Annotated in this window: 15 protein-coding genes (1 of these 15 cut by a window edge); 3 read left to right on the top strand and 12 right to left on the bottom strand. The window is 49.5% G+C overall.

The window, feature by feature from the left end:
* The 4 genes from pssA to ACJJI1_RS10820 all read right to left on the bottom strand — a co-directional run.
* Positions 1 to 415: the 5' end (the start) of a CDP-diacylglycerol--serine O-phosphatidyltransferase gene (gene pssA, locus ACJJI1_RS10835; protein ID WP_282934338.1), read on the bottom strand. Its footprint begins 461 nt before the window's first position; only the first 415 of its 876 coding nucleotides appear in the window; the start codon lies at positions 413 to 415; the stop codon falls past the left edge of the window.
* Positions 416 to 527: 112 nt separating this feature from the next.
* Positions 528 to 1,553, bottom strand: coding sequence for a ketol-acid reductoisomerase (gene ilvC / locus ACJJI1_RS10830; RefSeq protein ID WP_282934339.1), 1,026 nt, complete (start codon positions 1,551 to 1,553; stop codon positions 528 to 530).
* 22 nt (positions 1,554 to 1,575) lie between these two features.
* On the bottom strand, positions 1,576 to 2,067 hold the full coding sequence (gene ilvN, locus ACJJI1_RS10825) for an acetolactate synthase small subunit (protein WP_282934340.1): 492 nt from the start codon (positions 2,065 to 2,067) through the stop codon (positions 1,576 to 1,578).
* Between the two features lie 11 nt (positions 2,068 to 2,078).
* Positions 2,079 to 3,815, bottom strand: coding sequence for an acetolactate synthase 3 large subunit (locus tag ACJJI1_RS10820; RefSeq protein ID WP_413664326.1), 1,737 nt, complete (start codon positions 3,813 to 3,815; stop codon positions 2,079 to 2,081).
* Between the two features lie 451 nt (positions 3,816 to 4,266).
* On the opposite strand from ACJJI1_RS10820, the gene ACJJI1_RS10815 reads away from it, so the two are divergent.
* Positions 4,267 to 4,740, top strand: a complete 474-nt coding sequence (locus ACJJI1_RS10815; RefSeq protein WP_444914796.1) for a DUF4124 domain-containing protein — start codon at positions 4,267 to 4,269, stop codon at positions 4,738 to 4,740.
* Positions 4,741 to 4,764: 24 nt separating this feature from the next.
* Here ACJJI1_RS10815 and ACJJI1_RS10810 read toward each other — a convergent pair whose 3' ends face one another.
* Complete coding sequence (locus tag ACJJI1_RS10810; protein WP_444959306.1) at positions 4,765 to 5,844, bottom strand: DUF4785 family immunoglobulin-like domain-containing protein; 1,080 nt, start codon at positions 5,842 to 5,844, stop codon at positions 4,765 to 4,767.
* Positions 5,845 to 5,874: 30 nt separating this feature from the next.
* Positions 5,875 to 7,092 carry a hypothetical protein gene (locus ACJJI1_RS10805; protein WP_413664323.1) on the bottom strand — a complete coding sequence of 406 codons (1,218 nt, stop codon included), beginning with the start codon at positions 7,090 to 7,092 and terminating at the stop codon, positions 5,875 to 5,877.
* Between the two features lie 255 nt (positions 7,093 to 7,347).
* Here ACJJI1_RS10805 and ACJJI1_RS10800 point away from each other — a divergent pair, with 255 nt between their 5' ends.
* Positions 7,348 to 8,412, top strand: a complete 1,065-nt coding sequence (locus ACJJI1_RS10800; protein ID WP_444892747.1) for a helix-turn-helix domain-containing protein — start codon at positions 7,348 to 7,350, stop codon at positions 8,410 to 8,412.
* 16 nt (positions 8,413 to 8,428) lie between these two features.
* Here ACJJI1_RS10800 and ACJJI1_RS10795 read toward each other — a convergent pair whose 3' ends face one another.
* The 5 genes from ACJJI1_RS10795 to rluD form a co-directional block, all read right to left on the bottom strand.
* Entirely contained in the window at positions 8,429 to 11,494 is a 3,066-nt protein-coding gene (locus tag ACJJI1_RS10795; RefSeq protein WP_444959305.1) for an efflux RND transporter permease subunit, read from the bottom strand.
* Between the two features lie 18 nt (positions 11,495 to 11,512).
* The gene (locus ACJJI1_RS10790; protein ID WP_444892745.1) at positions 11,513 to 12,619 is read right to left on the bottom strand and encodes an efflux RND transporter periplasmic adaptor subunit; all 1,107 of its coding nucleotides are present in this window, start codon (positions 12,617 to 12,619) and stop codon (positions 11,513 to 11,515) included.
* Positions 12,620 to 12,825: 206 nt separating this feature from the next.
* Positions 12,826 to 15,429, bottom strand: a complete 2,604-nt coding sequence (clpB, locus tag ACJJI1_RS10785) for an ATP-dependent chaperone ClpB (RefSeq protein WP_444959304.1) — start codon at positions 15,427 to 15,429, stop codon at positions 12,826 to 12,828.
* 283 nt (positions 15,430 to 15,712) lie between these two features.
* Complete coding sequence (gene pgeF / locus ACJJI1_RS10780) at positions 15,713 to 16,480, bottom strand: peptidoglycan editing factor PgeF (RefSeq protein ID WP_444959303.1); 768 nt, start codon at positions 16,478 to 16,480, stop codon at positions 15,713 to 15,715.
* Positions 16,481 to 16,554: 74 nt separating this feature from the next.
* The gene (gene rluD, locus ACJJI1_RS10775) at positions 16,555 to 17,508 is read right to left on the bottom strand and encodes a 23S rRNA pseudouridine(1911/1915/1917) synthase RluD (RefSeq protein ID WP_444959302.1); all 954 of its coding nucleotides are present in this window, start codon (positions 17,506 to 17,508) and stop codon (positions 16,555 to 16,557) included.
* A gap of 100 nt (positions 17,509 to 17,608) precedes the next feature.
* Here rluD and ACJJI1_RS10770 point away from each other — a divergent pair, with 100 nt between their 5' ends.
* Entirely contained in the window at positions 17,609 to 18,559 is a 951-nt protein-coding gene (locus tag ACJJI1_RS10770; RefSeq protein WP_444906458.1) for an outer membrane protein assembly factor BamD, read from the top strand.
* A 57-nt stretch (positions 18,560 to 18,616) separates the two neighbouring features.
* Here ACJJI1_RS10770 and ACJJI1_RS10765 read toward each other — a convergent pair whose 3' ends face one another.
* A complete protein-coding gene (locus tag ACJJI1_RS10765; RefSeq protein ID WP_444959301.1) occupies positions 18,617 to 20,245 on the bottom strand; it encodes an NAD+ synthase in 1,629 nt (542 codons plus the stop codon).
* Positions 20,246 to 20,276 lie beyond the last annotated feature (31 nt).

The following is a 20,276-nucleotide window of genomic DNA, read 5'->3' as shown; positions in this document are numbered from 1 at the left end:
CTATAGCCCAACCAAATTTACCCAGGTTTCCCAGCGCCCAACTGAAAACGACCAAGGCAGGAGCCAGGCCGAATGAAACCATGTCTGAAAGCGAGTCATATTGAACACCAAAGGCACTTTGGGTATCTGTCAGGCGAGCGACGCGCCCATCCAATCCATCCAGTACCATCGCGACAAAAATCGCTATCGCAGCCGATTCAAAATGCCCACTCATACCTGCGACAATGGCATAAAAGCCGCTAAACAGTGCGCCTGTTGTCACAAGATTGGGCAGCAGATAGATACCTCGTGCGCGCACTCTTTTACCACTGGAAGAAACCTCTTCCTCAACATGCTCATCGACAGGCAAACGAATTTCCTCAGTAGCCTCACTACTTGAGTCTATGGGCTGTTTTTCGCCCCCTTGACCGCTCATATACTCTCCATTGATGCATTGTGCAGTCAGCGAGTTTAACGCCAATTTACCGCCCGAGCCCAGAGCAAAAAAAAACGGCAGGGTCGCCCCTGCCGTTTTTGCCAACCTTAAGTCAGCTATTACCTTCGGTGCGATCAATAATTTTATTCGCTTTGATCCACGGCATCATGGCGCGGAGTTTTGCCCCCACTTGCTCAATCTCGTGTTCGCTGCCAATGCGACGCTCAGCTTTCAGGCGCGGCTGCCCCGCCAGGGACTCGAGCATAAAGTCTTTGGCAAACTTACCGGTTTGAATATCTTTAAGAACCCGTTTCATTTCTGCCTTGGTTTCTTCCGTAACAATACGCGGGCCTGTTACGTAGTCACCATACTCTGCGGTATTGGAGATAGAGTAGCGCATATCGGCAATGCCCCCCTGGTACATCAGGTCGACAATCAGCTTCAATTCATGCAGACATTCAAAATACGCCATTTCCGGAGCATAGCCAGCTTCTACCAGAGTCTCAAAACCAGCCGTTACAAGCGCGGAAACACCCCCACACAGAACAGCCTGCTCACCGAAGAGATCTGTTTCAGTCTCTTCGCGGAAATTGGTTTCAATAATACCTGAGCGGCCACCACCATTAGCTGAGGCATAAGACAGCGCCAAGTCTTTTGCTTTACCTGTCGCATCCTGATAAACCGCAATCAAGGTAGGGACACCGCCTCCCTCAAGGTAGGTCGATCGAACGGTATGGCCGGGCCCCTTGGGAGCAACCATAATGACATCGACATCCGCTGGAGGCTCAATCAATTCAAAGTGCACATTAAAACCATGCGCGAAAGCCAGTGCTGCACCAGACTTTAAATTTGGAGCAACTTGCTCTTTGTAAATATTCGCCTGGTATTCATCCGGAGCGAGAATCATAACCACGTCGGCATCTTTCACCGCATCGACAACTTCAGCTACCTTCAAGCCCGCGCCTTCAGCCTTTTTCCAGGAAGCAGACCCCTCGCGCAACCCAACAACAACATTCGCTACACCAGAGTCTTTCAGGTTATTGGCATGGGCATGACCTTGAGATCCATAACCAATAATGGCTACTGTTTTTCCCTGAATTAAAGAAAGGTCACAATCTTTGTCGTAATAAACTTGCATCGCTCAATTCCTGCTTTTTGCTCTATACACTTAATACTTTTTCACCGCGGGCAATCCCAGAAACTCCGGATCGCACCACTTCCATAATTGTGTGCTCCCCCAGCGCCTGGAGGAACGCATCGAGTTTTTCGCCAGTTCCTGCCACCTGTACCGTGTACATACTGCTGGTGACATCGACGATCTGCCCGCGAAAAATATCGACACTGCGCTTCACCTCATCGCGCTGGGCACCATTGGCCCGCACTTTCACCAATAGCAGCTCCCGCTCGATGTGAGAGCCTTCAGTGAGGTCCACCAATTTCACAACATCGATAAGCTTGTTTAGGTTCTTGGTAATTTGCTCAATCTTGTGATCGTCACCAATCGTCACCAAAGTGAGACGCGATAAAGTCGCATCCTCAGTAGGCGCCACGGTGAGGCTTTCAATGTTGTAGCCACGCTGGGAAAACAAGCCAACAACACGGGACAAAGCCCCTGGTTCGTTCTCCATCAGAACCGAAATTATTCTACGCATCGCCCTACCCTTTAAGTTCTCTCAGTTTTGCTCAGCCACATGTCACGCATGGAGCCATTTGGTAGCACTTGCATGGGATAGACATGCTCAGATGGGTCGACGTATACGTCGATAAATACAGTGCGATCCTTAATTGCAAAAGCTTCTTGTAACTTGTTGTGTAGGTCTTCACGACGCTCCACTTTCACTCCGACGTGACCGTATGCCTCGGCGAGTTTCACAAAATCAGGCAGCGATTCCTCGTAAACACTATTGGAAAGCCTTCCTTCATATTGCATCTCCTGCCACTGCTTCACCATCCCCAGAGCCTGGTTGTTAAGGCAGAGGATTTTTACTGGCAGATGATATTGGGTAGCCGTAGAAAGCTCCTGAATACACATCTGGATACTTCCCTCGCCAGTTACGCACACAACCTCTTTATCCGGGTGAGCTATTTTCACCCCCAAGGCTGCCGGTAAGCCGAAACCCATAGTCCCCAACCCACCGGAGTTAATCCAGCGGCGCGGCTTATCAAACAGGTAATATTGCGCAGCAAACATCTGGTGTTGCCCTACATCGGATGTCACAAAAGCATCACCCTCAGTAATGTCATACACCGCCTTGATCACATCCTGCGGCATTATCAGAGCACCATTCGTCTGATAACGAGGAGCCGTGTAGAGTCCGTGACGCTCACGCCAATCATCGATTTGGCGCCACCAGTCAACTATCGCGGAGTGATCCGGCTGCTCATCATTGGCTTTCAACGCTTCGAGCATCTCCCGAAGGACAGCCTGGACCGTGCCGACAATCGGGATATCGGCAACAATCGTTTTAGAGATCGAAGCCGGATCGACGTCGATATGAATAATTTTGGCACCCGGGCAGAATTTGCCTGGAGTATTTGTCACCCGGTCATCAAAGCGCGCACCTACAGCCAAGATAACGTCGGCGTGATGCATGGCTGTATTTGCCTCGAAAGTGCCGTGCATACCGAGCATTCCCAAGAAACGCCTGTCACTTCCGGGAAATGCTCCGAGCCCCATCAAGGTATTAGTCACCGGGTAGTTCAACTTTCTAGCCAGCTCGGTGAGAAGCTCGGCGCCGCCACCCTGCACCACTCCCCCGCCGGCATAAATCACCGGGCGGCGAGCTGATAGCAACATAGCAATCGCTTTGCGAATCTGGCCGCTATGCCCCTTACCGGCTGGGGTATAGGAGCGCATCCGCAATTTTTCAGGGTAGTGGTAGGGGAATCTCTCCGCCGGGTTGGTTACATCCTTTGGAACATCGATCACTACGGGACCGGGACGGCCAGTATTGGCGATAAAAAATGCCTTTTTGACGATCGTAGGAATATCTTCAGCATTTTTTACCAAAAAGCTGTGCTTCACGATCGGCCGCGAGCAACCGACCATATCTGTTTCCTGAAACGCATCCTCACCGATCTTATCCCTGGGTACCTGGCCGGATATCACCACCATAGGGATAGAATCCATATAGGCCGTTGCGATGCCAGTAATCGCGTTCGTAGCACCGGGACCAGACGTCACCAGTACCACACCCGCCTTACCAGTAGACCGTGCATAGCCATCAGCAGCATGGGTCGCACCCTGCTCGTGGCGCACGAGAATATGCTTTATCGACTTCTGCCGAAAAATAGCATCATAGATATGTAACGCTGAGCCGCCCGGGTATCCAAAAATCAGATCCACCCCTTCATCCTGCAGCGCGCGAACCAACATATCGCCGCCGGAAAGTAATTCCACTTGAGTCTCCTCAATTTTCCTGTTTTATAGGATAGCCATCACCGAAAACGTATAAAACGCCTACAAGCAAGAATGCCAGGCAGCAATTATAGGGGAAAATGGTGACAAATATCAGCCTGTTGCGTGTTTAGCTGCCGATTTTTAGGATGAACTGATCGCGCATAAACACCCAACCCCAAGTAAATCTACAAAGGTTCACTACGGGGTTAGCAGGCCTCCAGGGGTGGGGAGGGCCACTCAGTGGAATTTCGATGGAGGGTGTTCCACCAGGGTTAGACTCAAAACCACGGGTGTGCGGTGAGATCTAGTCACTGAGTAAACCCCCGATTTTGCCAATTGAGTCCTAGCTGTCAATAGGTGTCTGCGAAAGTGTTAAGACAGTTACAGGAAAACCCACCAGTACCGGTACAATAAGGGGACGGAAGGAACATCAACACAAGGGGTAAGCACCATGCGCATCTTACTGGCGCTATTGATTGCAGTAACAGCTACGACCACTCAAGCCGACGGCATCTATAAATGGGTAGATGAGAATGGTGTTGTCCACTTCGGTGAGCAACCTCCAGGAGGCACTCAAGTGGACGTGATCAAAAAGCCCAAATCAGAGCGCTATAAGAAATGGGAAGCTGAACAACATGCGATAGCCGCACGTGAAGCACAGAAAAGTGCACCTCAGTTGCCTCAACAGCCAAAGGAAGAACAGCTGCCTGACGCTGAGCACCAGAGACAACAGGAGGCCAGGGCTAAAGAAGAGGCAGCAAAACGAGCAGAGCTCTGTGTCGCGTACCAAAAGAACCTTAAGAGCCTGACCACACACGCGAGAGTGCGCGAAAAAGATAAAGATGGAAACTATCGCAGGCTCGGAGAAGATGAGCGGCAAGAACGCATTACCAAAGCCCGCGAGCAAATCAAGAAAAACTGCTAGTCGCCCTTCTAGCGATACCGATTCCTAAGGCTCACGGTAGGGACTATCAGTAAATTGATCCAGGCTATAGCGTTCGGTGTAATAGCCTGGTTCAAAAGCACTATCCCTGGCCATAGGTACCGTCACCCTGGCAATACTCAATTGTTTCACCAGATAGGGGCCGTCCTGCCCGGCATCGCGAATTAAGAGCCCGTAAAACTCCAGGGGAACCCAGTGCCGCCCCGCCGTTAACTCAAGAGCATTTTGCGTTGTGCCTATCGGGGATTGCTCATCGTTATAAAGGGAGCCCTGAAAATAGTAGCGCCCCTCTCTGCTGATATCGACTTCCGCCTCAATTAATAAATTGCCATCGGCGGTAACGGAATCCCGCAACGAGCCCGTATAGCTTCCCGTATCCTCAGATAGGGTGAATGCTGCCGCATCTCGGAGACCATCAATATCCGTATCCACAATTACCTTAAAAATGCCCGCTTCCAGCACCTGGCTATTAAAGGAGCCCGCCTCCATCAATACTTCGTAGACTAAGTCTCCATCCGAATCACTAAAAGCCAAGGTACCCACGACTTGTTGGTCTTCGTAAACCAACAGCGCAGTCAGGTCAGCACTGACCCGATCTCCATCACTATCGGCCTGATAGGCAAAAACCCGAATAGTATCCCCACGCAAGTAAAACTTTTCATCTGTCCATATAGTCAGAGAATCCCCTTCCTCACTGTGAGTGGTTCTTTCATCCACCGCAAATGTCTGAGTAATCGGGTCCTGTTCAGGAGTTTTAATTGCTCGGTTTTCTGGCGGATAGCGATGAAAGCGGGCCAGATCCGAGAGAAGGGATTCGTGTAACTCAGTCTTGTTGCGCAGGGACTGAATTCCCTTCCATAGTTTTACAGACTGATCCTCTTCCTCTTGCTCCAGTTCCGCCGGCTTAACGTTATCAGGCTTGCGGCTTCGGATAGATTGCTCTTCAGCTTTTGCTTTGGCTATAACAGCGGGCGTCGCCTCTTCACCACCAGTCAGGGCCCAGTAACCCACCAGTCCAGTAACTACGGCCAGTACACCCCAGCCTGCCAGCCGGGCCTTTGAGCGATCTTTGCTTGATGTAGACATCAATACCTCCGAAGCCTTTTATTTTTTTAGTTAATTCGTGCAGGCTGAGATTCTACCCGCGCTGTTCTTTCCTGAACCACAGTCCAGTCCATCGGGAATAGAATCATAATCGGGGGATAGAATGCCACCGTTACGCTGCGCATCATGATCTGTATAGATACTGGCCAAATTGTAAGATCGAGCAGTGCCTTTACTGTCGTTATCACAAGAGAAAATCGCGCTGCCGTAAGCTACGCCAAACAGGGTTTCATATTCTTTGAGATTCGACCACAGGTTGCGCTTGGCAGATCCGGAACAGTTCATTTGCGAAGCCAAATTAATGTAACCGTCATCCTCACCATTCAGCAGCATGGAGGTAGCACTTTCCACACCTGGGAAGCCCGCATAACCCCCAATGGTGTACACCGGCGCACCGAGATTAGTCCCTACATAATTTCTCACAGTGTAAACATCATTAGTCTGCATATAGCGAACCGCCGAACACTCACGCCCAAGAAATAGTGCATTGACCAAATCGTCATACCAGCTTCCATTACATATCCGATCAACGCCTTCAGTACCGGTAATTGCACCTCCTGTGGTGAATATTGCAGCAACACCGCTGATAGCCGCATCAAAATCAACGCTCACTGCGTAGCTCTCGTTAAGCCCGGCAACTCGAACTTCTTCTTCAACTGTTTTACAGGATTTACTGCCATACCAAGTCGTGGAACATTTTTTTACTTCTTGAATTTCTGTATTGCTATCGAACTGGTTGTAGGCGCGATTGTAGTATGGGGATCCTTCAACAGCGTTACCCGCGATATACATCATTTGGGCGGCACCCTGGCTGTGGGAAATAATCCAGAAAGTGTCCTCTGCTGAGCACTGGTTTTCGTGTTCAAACCGATCTCCCTGGCCAGAGCGGATCTCTATAATTTGACGAGCAATTTCACCCGCAGTCTCATCATGCCAATAGGGAAATTCACCTTCATCAGTTGAGTTATAACCGACAACGCCGTAATTGCCGCCATCAACTAACAATTGCTCAATAAAATCACTGCTAGAATATTCGTCGAAAACCGCCTCACTCCAATAGTCCAGTGCTGGCTGCACTAAACTCCCATCATTACTTTCACTTGTAGTGTGTCCTTCGACTCCGTGTCCATGAACCAGGATATAGCAGTTTTCCGCTACCGCTGATGAAGCTCCAATTATCGCCGAGAAAAAAATAGACAGGCTTGTACCCAGCCTTTTAGACAGTGCCATTGTTATTTTCCTTTATTGTTTTAGTAAGTGGTAACTCTTGTGACTGAAGAGTTTTAAAAAATCTGAATAACGCAATGTACAGCAGACGACTAAAACTTATCCTTTACGCTCTATTAGGGAATAGGATTAAAGGCGCCAGAGGGGGGTCGAATCCGCCACGCGAAGCGACCAATTCGTCATATTCCTCAATTTATACTCGTGCTTTGAGGCGCCTTTGCTATGATGCCGGCAACGCCACCCGGACGGCAGTAAGTCATGAGAGACCAAAATAAAAATATGTCCGGCCATGCCGGCGTGCCCAAGATATTTGCGCCTTACTTTGTGGTTGCCGCCGCCAGGCTCGGCATCCCCACCGAGACGCTAATTGAACGATTGCCATTCTCATTTAGCTGGAATCCAGGAGAGAGTGAATGGCTCAATTACAGTGAATTCAATGCTCTAATTGAAAGCATACTGGCGCTATCCCCTGTTACCTCACCAGGCCTCAGCTTTAGTCGCTTCCCAATTATGCTTTGGCTTGAAGAAACTATTATCGAAGCTCAGCCCTCCTTGAGACGGCCGAGGGAGATCTTTCGCCCTGCAGAAATTGTGCTCTCACAAACTCTGGCCCCCCTCCTGCGGTTCCAGACTTACCAGGAAGCCGATGCGGAAGTGCTCACACTCAACTGGCAGCAGGAACTCTTTAGCGCTCCGGTCAATCATTTTATTGCTGAAATGCTGATGAGTCGTGGAGTAGATCTCTTGCGCACTCTTAACCCCAGGTTTCCCGAGGTCCGGGGATTAAAGTTACGCAGTGAAAAGCCAGAGGATGACTCTATCCACAAGAGGATTTTCCAGTGCCCAATTGAATTTTCCGCTGATGAAAATGCGATTATCCTGGGCTCCCAGATACTGGACTTCCCTATACCCAGTTACCATAAAATCATTCGCAGCCAGAGCCGAAATATTTTAAAGGCAGTTTTGCACAATACTTTGACCAGCTATAACCTAGCAGCCAGTTTGCGAGCCTGGCTCGAGAAGCATTTGCTCAGTGAAGAAATCACTATCAAACAAGCCGCAGCCCACTTCCGCACCAGCGGCCGCACTTTACAGCGTAGATTGAGAGAACAGGGAGTAACATTCCAGCAGCTTAAAGACAGTGTTACGCTATCTCTGACCAAGAAACTCCTTCTCTCAACCAGTGATTCCGTAGAAAGCATTGCGGTACAACTTCATTTTGCCGAACGCGCAGTATTTACTCGCTTCTTTAAAAAACATGAGGGAGTCACCCCTTCTGAGTTCCGTCGCAGCAATGTCGACAGAGATATTTTCGAAGCGTAAATAAGTGTAAAGAAACTCAGGAGGCCGCTACAGCCTCCGCCTCAAAATTCCTCCCAAGATACATATACATCGCCGGCACGACAAATAAAGTAAATAGCGTTCCAATTGTCATACCGGTCGCCACTACCAAGCCCATTGCAAACCTTGCTCCTCCTCCTGGCCCCGACGCTATTAACAATGGAACCATCGCCAAAACCAGAGATGCGGTAGTCATTAAAATCGGTCGCAAACGGATTGAAGTGGCCTGCTCAATCGCTGATCGCTTATCAAGCCCTGAGAGCTGTAACTTATTGGCAAACTCCACTATCAGAATGCCGTGTTTGGAAATAACCCCAATCAGGGTAACCAGACCCACTTGTGTGTAAATATTGAGGGTCGTCAATCCTAGACTGACAAAAATCATCGCTCCGCAAACACTCATGGGTACTGTGACCAACATAATCAAGGGATCGCGCCAGGATTCAAATTGAGCAGCCAGCACCAAATAAATCACTATCAAGGCAAAGAAAAAGGTAACCACCAAATCCGATCCTTCAGTTTTGAATTGCCTGGACTGCCCCGAGTAATCTACAGAATACTCGACTGGTAAGATTTCTTTAGCCGCATTATCCAACACCATCAATGCTTCACCCAACGTAATCCCAGGGCGTGGCACACCCGAAATAGTGACGGCATTTAATTGTTGAAATCTCTTTAGTTGCTGTGGTTCAACGGTTTCCGTGAGCCTTATCAAAGTACTCACAGGAACCAACTTGTCGTTTACCGCCCGAATATAATATTGCTCCAGCTGATCAGGGGTAAGGCGGTCAACTCTCTCAACTTGAGGGATAACTTTATAACTGCGATTATCCAGGGAAAAACGGTTGACATAAGCCCCGGATAACATCGCTCCTAAGTCACGACTCAGGTCCACCATTTCCACACCCATACTGGCCGCTTTATCACGATCAATTTCTATTATAATTTTTGGCTTATCAATTTTCAGATCAGAATCTAGAAAAATAAACTTTCGACTCTCCAAAGCTCGGGTCATAATATCGCTTGCCACCGATGCCAGATTCTCCATGGGCTCTGTAGAACCGATAACAAATTCAACCGGAAGCTGCCCTCCCGCAGTTGGCAGACTTGGTGGCACCACGACGGCTATTTTCAGCCCGGCTATTTGCTGTACATCACTACTAATCAACTCCTGCATCTTTTCCGTATCGCGGTCTCTCCCCTCCCAGGGAGCCAAAACAAACCCGGCTACCGCATTATTAACACCACTACTGAAGGTGCCCGCCCCATTAAGCAGAAAAAGATTTTCAACCTCAGTAAATCCCTCAGCAATGACATTAAGTTCACCACTGTACTGTTCAACATAATCTAAAGTTGCGTAAGCATCGGCAGTAGAAATTGTAAGAACAAGCCCCCTATCCTCTGTAGGTTCAAGCTCTTGAGGGGACGTCACAAATAAGAAGTAACAACTTATCAGTACAATTAAGCCGAAAACCAAAATAACTCGACCCTCATCAAGAGAAGAATGGAGCGATTTTTCAAATCTCGTCTGAAGTCGATTAAATTGGCATTCCAGCCAAATTTCAAACCGGGTACCTCCACCATCGCGAGGCTTTAATATTTTCGAGGCCATCATGGGAGATAAAGTAAGAGCGACCACTCCAGACAGTAATACGGCGCCAGCTAGGGAGAATGCAAACTCAATAAATAGGGTCCCGGTTAAACCACCGAGAAAACCAATAGGAATATACACTGCAATTAGCGTTGTAGTCATAGCCACTACAGGCCATGCCAACTCTCGGGCCCCTACGATCGCAGCCTCTTTTGGAGGCAAGCCCTCTTCTATATGTCGATGGACATTTTCCAGAACGATAATGGCATCATCAACAACAATTCCGATTGCCAGAACCATGCTTAGCAATGTGAGTAAATTGATGGAAAATCCCATTAAAAACATTAAAAAGAATGCACCGACAAGAGAAAGTGGTAGTGCAATTGCTGGAATCAATACGCTGCGAACTGATCCCAGAAACAAGTAAATCACCAAAATTACTATAAGTACTGCTTCAACAATTGTTTTGACGACCTCTTCAATGGAGTCCTGAATATATTCAGTACTGTCGTAAGGAATCTCTCCTAGCATACCCTCTGGCAACTGTGGAAAAATTTTCTGCTCCAACTCTTCGCGTACTTTTTTAATAACCTCAAGGGAGTTCGCATCGGGTGCCACCTCAATAGCAATAAAAGTGGCTGATTGCCCGTTAAAAGTCACAGAGCTGTCATAGGATTCAGCTCCTAACTCTATCTCCGCCACTTCACCTAGACGAACCAGCTTATCCCCATCGGCTCTAACCACTAGCTTGCGGAAATCCAATTGACGTGAAATATCTGTATCCGCACGTATTTCCAGTGCCACACGGGTTCCCTTTGTCGAACCAACTGCCGACAGAATATTATTATCCCTAAGTGCATCAGAAATATCTGCAGGTGTGACTTCCAATGCCGCCATCTCTGTCGGCTTTAACCAGACTCTCATTGCAAAAGTACTGTCACCCAAAAGGCGAGCTCGCTGCACACCAGCTATAGTCGCCAATTTAGGTTGAACAACGCGAGTCAGATAATCCGTGATTTGATTATTAGCGAGAATATTTGAGGAAAAAGAAAGGTACATAGCAGCAGTGGTTTCCCCCTGCTGCATTTCCACACTGGAATCCTCTGATTCATCAGGCAATTCACTGCGCAGCTTATTTACCTTGGCAACGACCTGAGTTAACACTTCATTTGGATCGTAATCAAAACGTACATAAACGTTTATTGTCGAGAGACCTTGCACGCTGGTGGAAACCATGTAATCAATACCATCAGCAGTAGCTATCTCCTGCTCAAGCGGAGTAGTAATAAACCCCTGTACTAGATCTGAGTCGGCACCAACATAAACAGTGGTTACTGTAATAACCGCATTTTCAAGTTCCGGGTACTGCCTGACATTTAATTCCGTTAGCGATCTCAAACCCAGTAGAAAAATAAATAGGCTGACTACGCAGGCCAACACTGGTTTTCGAATGAAAATCTCTGTGAAGTTCACAACCTATAAATTCCAGGTTTAACTATTTTCCGGTGTGGGGTCCGCGCTTTCTGGGGGTTGATTTTGATTGTTGATAACCGCTTTCTCTCCATTGCGAAGTTTGAGTAATCCGCTGCTAGCCACTATGTCACCCACCAAAAGTCCTTGTGTAATTTCAACTAGATCCCCACGCTCCTCACCAGTTTTCACAAATCGTTTAACTGCGACCATATGCTCACCATCTTTATCGGGCTCCAACACAAAAACCGCCACCCCATAGGGAGCAAAAGCCAATGCGGTTCTGGGAATGACGAGCACTTTTCGCTGTGCACTTATCTTTACGGATACTTGGGCAAACATTCCAGGACGTAAATCGTGTTGGGGATTTTCCAGAGTAGCTTGAATCAGAAAATTTCTACTCGCACTATCCACTTGGGGGTCAACAGCAGTAATTCTTCCTTCGTAGGTATTTTTAGGGAAAGCATCTGTTGTCAACTGAATAGCAAGCCCAGCCTTAACCAAGGCATATTTTTGTTCAGGGAGGGAAAAATCAACAAAAATAGGATCAAGTTGCTGTAGAGAAACAACAGACTCCCCCGGACTTACATTCTGCCCAAGATCGATTTGTCGAATTCCCAGTACTCCACTAAACGGCGCCACGATAACTCGCTGATCCACCCTGGCCCGTTGCACTTCTATATTGGCAACCACCTGGTCCAAAGTACTGCGAGCGCTATCCAAATCTGCTTCGGTTGTTACACCTCGCCCCAGCAGAGTCTTGATCCGCACGTAATTGCGACGGGCCAAGCGAAGCTCTGCATCCAACACCTGCAACTGCGCCTTTTCCGGTTCTGCAAAAATTTCCGCCAGTAAATCGCCCTTCCTAACATGCTGGCCCGACTTGAAGTGAATAGCGCTGATAACCCCCTGAGCTTCGGTAGTAACCTCTACGCCATTAACAGCTCGAACAGTGCCTATTCCTTTCAGGTCTTCCTTCCAATATTGAAACTGGGCGGTTGCTGAAGTCACTGTGGCCGCAGGCAGGGCTAAGTTGTCTATAAACTGATTCACCATATGCCTGCCAATAAATTTATAAGCAAAAATTCCGCCGAAGAGCAAAAGGCATCCCAGCAGCATTAGCAACATACGCTTACTGATATCAGGCCCCCGTAAGGTGTCGTCAATAAAAACTATAAACTGATACTTGCAAGGGAAACTATGCGCTACGGAGGGATGCCCCTCTACGTAAATATCCGAGCAAACGGATTAGCGCACCTGTGAGTATAGATATGGAGAGAGTGAGGAATCGGTGGGAGTTAAGGGGTGCACTATATGGCACCCCCAAATGCTTTTTATCGGAATACGGCTTTATCGCCTTCAACATCCGCGCGGATTGTTGCTCCAGGGGAAAATTTACCGGCGAGAACATCTTGCGCCAGCGGGTTTTCCAGCCATACCTGAATAGCACGCTTTAATGGCCGTGCACCATAAACGGGATCGAACCCAACTTCTGCTAATTTATCCAGCAGGTTTTCAGAGACCTCTAATTTCAGGTCTCTCTCTGTCAGTCGACGGCAAAGTTGTTGCAACTGAATTTCGGCAATAGAGCGTACTTCTGCCTTATCCAGTGGATGGAAAACAACCACTTCGTCAATACGATTTATGAACTCTGGCCTGAAATGGTTCCCCACCACTTCCATCACCGCACTTTTCATCTGTCGATAACGAATTTCAGCATCCAGGTCATCGCCATTTTCCGCAGTGGCGTATTTTTGAATTAAATCTGAGCCAAGGTTTGAAGTCATTACGACGACGGTATTACGGAAGTCCACCGTGCGCCCCTGGCCGTCGGTCAGGCGGCCATCATCAAGAACCTGTAAAAGAATATTGAATACATCGGGATGCGCTTTCTCCACTTCGTCTAATAGCACAACAGAATAGGGCTTTCTCCGCACCGCTTCAGTCAGGTATCCCCCTTCTTCATAGCCTACATATCCGGGAGGTGCGCCAATCAGTCGGGCAACAGAGTGCTTCTCCATAAATTCCGACATATCGATACGCACCATGGCGTCTTCTGTGTCAAACAAGAACTGAGCCAATGCCTTGCATAATTCCGTCTTACCCACACCGGTTGGGCCGAGGAACAAGAATGAGCCATTGGGTCGGTTGGGATCAGCTAGCCCCGCCCTTGAGCGGCGTACAGCATTAGCAACCGCTTCCACCGCTTCCCCCTGTCCGATGACCCGCTTGTGCAACTCATCTTCCATTCGCAGTAGCTTTTCACGCTCACCTTCGAGCATCTTAGATACAGGAATACCCGTCCAGCGGGATACCACTTCAGCCACCTCTTCATCGGTCACCCGATTGCGCAGCAGGCGGGGTTCTTCAGAAGCTTCAGCGGTAGCGGCACTTTTAAGCTGTTGTTCAAGTTGTGGAATTACACCGTACTGTAATTCAGACATTCTATTGAGATCACCTGCACGCCGTGCAGACTCCATATCGAGCTTGGCCTGCTCGAGCTTTTCCTTGAGGTCGTGGCTGCCGGCAAGCTGTGCCTTCTCCGCCTTCCAAACCTCTTCAAGGTCGGAGTATTCCCGCTCCAGTTGTAGAATCTCTTCTTCCAGTTTCGACAGGCGTTTTTTAGTCGCCTCGTCATCCGTATCCTTTTTAACCGCCTCACGTTCAATCTTTAATTGAATTAAACGGCGCTCCAATTTATCCATGGATTCCGGTTTGGAGTCGATCTCCATGCGTATCCGGCTGGCGGCCTCATCAATAAGATCAATCGCTTTATCTGGTAATTGACGATCAGTGATGTAACGCTGCGATAATTTTGTCGCCGCAATAATTGCAGAATCGGTAATATCAACACCGTGATGTACTTCGTAGCGTTCTTTTAATCCGCGCAGAATCGCAACCGTATCCTCTTCAGTTGGTTCATCAACCAGCACTTTTTGGAAACGCCGCTCAAGCGCTGCATCTTTTTCAATATATTGCCGATACTCATCCAGAGTGGTTGCACCGACACAATGCAGTTCCCCACGGGCCAAAGCGGGTTTCAGCATATTTCCCGCATCCATGGCCCCCTCAGCTTTACCGGCCCCCACCATCGTGTGGATCTCATCGATAAAGAGAATAATGCGGCCTTCCTGTTTGGACAATTCGTTGAGCACCGCTTTCAATCGCTCTTCAAATTCTCCACGGAATTTTGCGCCTGCCAACAGCGCCCCCAAGTCCAGGGAAAGAAGACGCTTATCTTTTAGCCCTTCTGGCACTTCACCATTGACAATACGCTGAGCAAGCCCTTCAACAATGGCCGTTTTACCAACACCTGGCTCACCAATTAGTACAGGGTTATTCTTGGTACGCCGCTGTAAAACTTGAATCGTCCGCCGTATCTCATCATCTCGACCTATCACTGGATCAAGCTTGCCGGCCAGAGCCCTCTCTGTCAGATCGAGAGTGTATTTATCCAGCGCTTGGCGCGCTTCTTCCGCATTGGGGTCATCCACTTTTTCGTCGCCACGCACTTTTTGAATTGCCGCCTCTAATTGTTTGATGTCGCCGTTGGCATTTAAGATTTTAGAAATCTCTCCCGCAACAGAATCGAATGCCGCCAGTAATACAGTTTCACTGGAAATAAAACTGTCACCATTTTGTTGGGCTCGCTTGTCCGTGAGATTCATTAAGCGCATTAATTCCTGGGACATCCCCACATCACCCGTGGGGGAAGTCACCCGCGGCAGGCTATCCAACCGCTTGGCAAGGTCATTGCGCAACCCGTTTAGGTTAAATCCCGCCTGTGACAGGAATGCGGGTACGCTTCCGTTGTTCTGGTTAAGCAGTGCCAGAATCAAGTGCTCGGGATAAATCTGGTTGTGGTCGCGCCCTACCGCTAGGGATTGCGCATCAGCAAATGCCGCCTGTAGCGGGTTTGTCATTCGGTCAATTCGCATGAACGAAACCTCTTTTACTCGATTTTTTCAGAAGCGCTGCAATAACGGCACTAATTTGCCTTTTACATTCGCTATGGTACTGACAAGTAAAATAGGGGCGCAGGAAGGGTTTTCAATGATTTAAATCAATAGCGGCATTTATTCTATGCAAAGTGGTTTTGCGGCAAATCTATCTCTTATAATTTTTACAGCTCAGTCAACACGCAGCCTTGTAATTGCCCAGGTTGCCCCAATACTGTCGAATTGCTTACACAGAAAAAAATAAGCCATCTAGAACTTCAATTCAGTCTTTATCCCGCCATATCAAAGTTGCCATACGACCGGTTTCAGACTCTCTGCGGTAGGAAAAAAACTTCTCAGGTTCTGACATTGTGCAGAGCCCCCCACCGTAAACCTCGCCAATCCCCAGCTCTGCCAACTCCGCACGAGCCAGGGCATAGATATCTGTTAAAAAGTGCAGTGGTTTCTTAGTGTGTGGGCGGAAACAGCTAGCGATTTTTTCTGTGTGTCGACTGCTAATTGCATTTTCAAAGAATGCCTCGAGGACATCAATTCCAGTTTCAAAGGCCTCCGGGCCAATCGCTGGCCCCAACCAAACCATCAACTCCTCAGGATCACACTTCATCGCCCGTACGGTGTTGCGCAATATACCACCGGCCAATCCGCGCCACCCGGCATGGGCTGCTGCTACGCGGGTACCACTCTTATCGCATAGCAAAACAGGCAAACAGTCTGCGGTTAACACGGCACAGACAACACCTCTTTTCATGCTAAAGCAGGCATCTGCGGTTCGAACTAAGGCGTCATCACTTGCCTCAACTACCTTGTCGCTATGGATCTGCTCCAACCACTGCGGTTCTGAGGGCAACTCAAGCTCCCCTCTCAACTGTTGGCGATTGGCAGTAACAGCTGACTCCTTGTCCCCCACGTGAGCAGCAAGGTTAAAGGAGGAGAAATGGCCACAACTTTGGCCCCCAGTGCGTAGCGTTGTCGCCGTCCTCACCCCTGCGGGTGCGGGCCAATCGGGTATCAGGTAGTGGTTACTTGGCATTGAAATATCTTGCTTTGCGAAATTGTCCTTTCGAGAACCGGCGATAGGTGCCCAGGCGAATTTATAACCGGTACTCAGGGCTCATCAGCGCGCAACTGATCGAGCAGTGCTTGCATGTCAGCAGGCATTGGCGCACACCAATGCATGTCCTGTCCACTGGTGGGATGCACTAGCGCGAGTTCAGCCGCATGCAGAGCCTGCCGAGGGAAGCTCTGGAGAGCTTCAACAAGGTCTGCCGAGGCCTCTGGAGGCAACTTTGGGCGGCCTCCGTAGAGTGGATCTCCCACGAGCGGGTGCCTGATATGGGCCATGTGTACCCGAATCTGATGAGTACGGCCGGTTTCCAGCTTGCAGCGTAAGAGCGTGTAAGCGCTGTAACGCTCCCGTACACGATAATGAGTGATCGCCTCTTTGCCGCCAAAGTCCAAAACAGCCATCTTGAGACGATTTTGACGATGCCGACCGATGGGCGCATCAACACGACCCGCAGTGGTGATATATCCTTGGACCAAGGCATCATACTGTCGACTCACCGTTCTCTGCTTTAATTGATCCACGAGATGGGTCTGAGCGGCCAAAGTCTTAGCCACAACCATCAGGCCACTGGTGTCCTTATCCAGCCGGTGAACAATACCGGCTCGGGGTATCAGCTCCTGTGCTGGATTGTGATGAAGAAGGCCATTGAGCAGAGTGCCGTCGGGGTTACCGGCAGCGGGGTGGACTACGAGGCCCGCGGGCTTATTGACCACCATCAGGCAGTCATCTTCGTACATAATATTGAGGTCGAGGTCCTGGGCAGCCCAGCTACCTTGGGGTTCCAGCTCTGCGCGAAGCTGGATAAGCTCGCCGCCAAAGAGCTTTTCCTTGGCCTTAGCTGGGGCTCCGTTTAAGGTGAGCTGGCCGCCTTTGATCCACGATTGGAGGCGCGCGCGCGAAAAATCGGGAATTAATTCGGCTGCGGCCTGGTCTAAGCGTCGACCAGCCATATTGGCAGGAACTTGGATATCTAGTTTTAGGTGTTCAATCATCAATCAATTGCAAATACTTTGGGCAGCTCCGCGACTGTGGTTAAATGTCCGACGCGCCAGGTTAATACTGGTGGGTAGTTTAATAAGGTAGAGTGTAAGAATGATAGAGCGAGGGGCTATGCAGACCTGGAAAATGCTGTGGCTGGCCTTGGTGTCCGCAATATTGGTTGCCTGCGCCAACACAGATGATTCGGAAGTGGGCCTACCCACAGGTTCACGTACAGAGCAGGCATACTACGAGATGGCCCAGCGACAGCTGCGAACCAGCCAGTGGGATCTTGCCATCAGAAACCTGCGAGCCCTGGAAGACAACTTCCCATTTGGCAACTACGCGGAACAGGCTCAGCTTGAGCTGATCTATGCCTACTACCGCAACTATGAAAACGATGCTGCTATCGCCGCTGCAGACCGCTTTATCCGCCTACACCCCCAGCACCGCAATGTCGACTACGCCTACTACATGAAGGGCCTGTCCTCCTTTACTGAGGGCACAGGCCTGTTCGAGCGCTTTATGCCTACCGACTTGACCAGTCGCGATCCAGGATCGGCTCGAGAGTCATTCGCTTATTTCTCCCAGTTAATGGCCCGCTACCCTGAAAGCCGCTACGCTCCAGACGCGCAAAAGCGCATGATCCACTTGCGTAACCTGCTGGCCCGCTATGAAGTTCATGTGGCTAACTACTACTTTAAGCGCGGTGCCTACCTCGCAGCAGCCAATCGCGGTCGCTACATTGTAGAAAACTTCCAGCAGACACCCGCAATCCCCGATGCCCTGGCAGTTATGGTTCAAGGTTACCATTTGATGGAAATGCAAGATCTCGAGGCTAACGCCCTGGATGTACTGCGCAATAACTATCCAAAGCACCCCGCTTTTAACGAAGATGGCACTTTCAACTACGACTTTTACAAAGGTCCGAGCGGCCGCAGTCTAGTGCACAGGGTTACCCTGGGCCTGTTTGAAAAATCTGACCCACGGGGCTTTGACAGCCGGGAACTCTATAATCCCGAATACAACCGGGACGAGACTCCCCTGCCTCCAGAGCTTCTGTAACTTATCACTTGAAAATATAAACGGCGCCATTCGGCGCCGTTTATATTTTCAGGATAGCTAGTCACCCAGCTTCCAGCCATTGGTGATGGGATAACGGCGATCCCTTCCAAATCCGCGTTCAGAAATACGCACCCCGATGGCTGCCTGGCGCCTCTTGTACTCATTGCGTCCCACTAACCTGACCACACGCTCTACATCCTCTCTCAGGAAGCCACGCTGAATGATTTCCTCAGCGCTGTGGTCTTGATCAACATAGAGGTTGAGAATTTGATCCAGGATCTCATAAGGCGGAAGGCTGTCAGAATCCACTTGGTCTGGGGCCAGCTCAGCACTGGGAGGGCGAGTAATGACCGTTTCAGGAATCACTTCAGAAATTGTGTTGCGGTAACGGGCCAGCTCGAATACCAATACTTTGGGAACATCCTTCAGGGCATTGAATCCGCCTACCATATCCCCGTATAAGGTCGCGTAACCAACGGCCATCTCACTCTTGTTACCGGTGGTCAGGACCATCGCGCCCTTCTTATTGGAGATAGCCATCAAAAGAACACCACGAGAGCGGGCCTGCAGGTTCTCTTCAGTGGTATCCCTCTCACTGCCAGCAAATTCTTCAGCGAGAGCGCCCATAAACGAATCAAAGATGGGCTCGATACTAATTTCCCGATAGTGAACCTCCATTCTTTCCGCCTGATCGGCCGCATCGCCTTTACTCAGATCCGAGGTATAGCGAAACGGCATCATTACCGCCTCAACACGCTCTTTACCCAGCGCATCGACCGCAACTGCCAATGTCAGAGCAGAGTCGATTCCACCCGACAACCCCAGTACAACACCATTAAAACCATTTTTATTAACGTAGTCGCGCACCCCAAGTACCAGGGCTTGGTACACGGAAGCCAAATCGCCGCGAGGAGGAGCAATTTCCCCAGGGTGTACCGTCAAATCCTGTCCCTGCAAAGATATGGAAGCTGGCAACAACTGCTCTGTAAACTCCTCAGCCCTGGCACATACCTCTCCCTCAGCGTCAACAACGATTGAGCCACCGTCAAAAACCAGCTCGTCCTGACCACCGCACCAGTTTACATAGGCAATGGGGACTCCGGCATTTTTTGCCTGCCTGGAAACCAATTCCAGCCTCTGCTGAGCCTTGCCCCGATGGAAAGGTGATGCATTGATGTTGAGAATCAACTTGGCTCCAGCATCGACTGACTGCTTGATGGGCTCTGGAAACCAAATATCCTCACAAACACTCAGCCCCACAGGAACTCCCCTGATATGCACTACACAGGGAGATTTACCCGGCTTGAAGTAACGCTTTTCATCAAAGACCTGATAGTTAGGCAGCTTCTGTTTGGCATATTCTGCGATTAACTCTCCCTCAACTATGACCCCCGCCATATTGAACATAACGCCATCGAGCAACTTGGGGTAACCCACAACAATGGCGCAGGGCAGTTCTGCAACTTTGAGCTGATCCAATGCCGCATCAATACGAATCTGCATACTGGGGCGCAACAACAAGTCTTCAGGAGAGTAGCCGCACAGGGTCAGCTCCGGGAAAAGTACCAAGTCAGCACCATGTTCCTGGTACGCTCGGCGCGCAATTTCTATCACCTGCTTGGTATTCCCTGGAATATCTCCCACCAGGGAATTGATTTGTGCCAGCACTAACTGCAAAGTAGACATCGTTGAACCTCGGACAAGACAGGCCGCTATT

Source organism: Microbulbifer maximicatervae (SeqCode) (assembly GCF_052467065.1).
The sequence above is the reverse complement of the archived record's forward strand: the minus strand, read 5'-3'. Positions and strand labels throughout refer to the sequence as shown.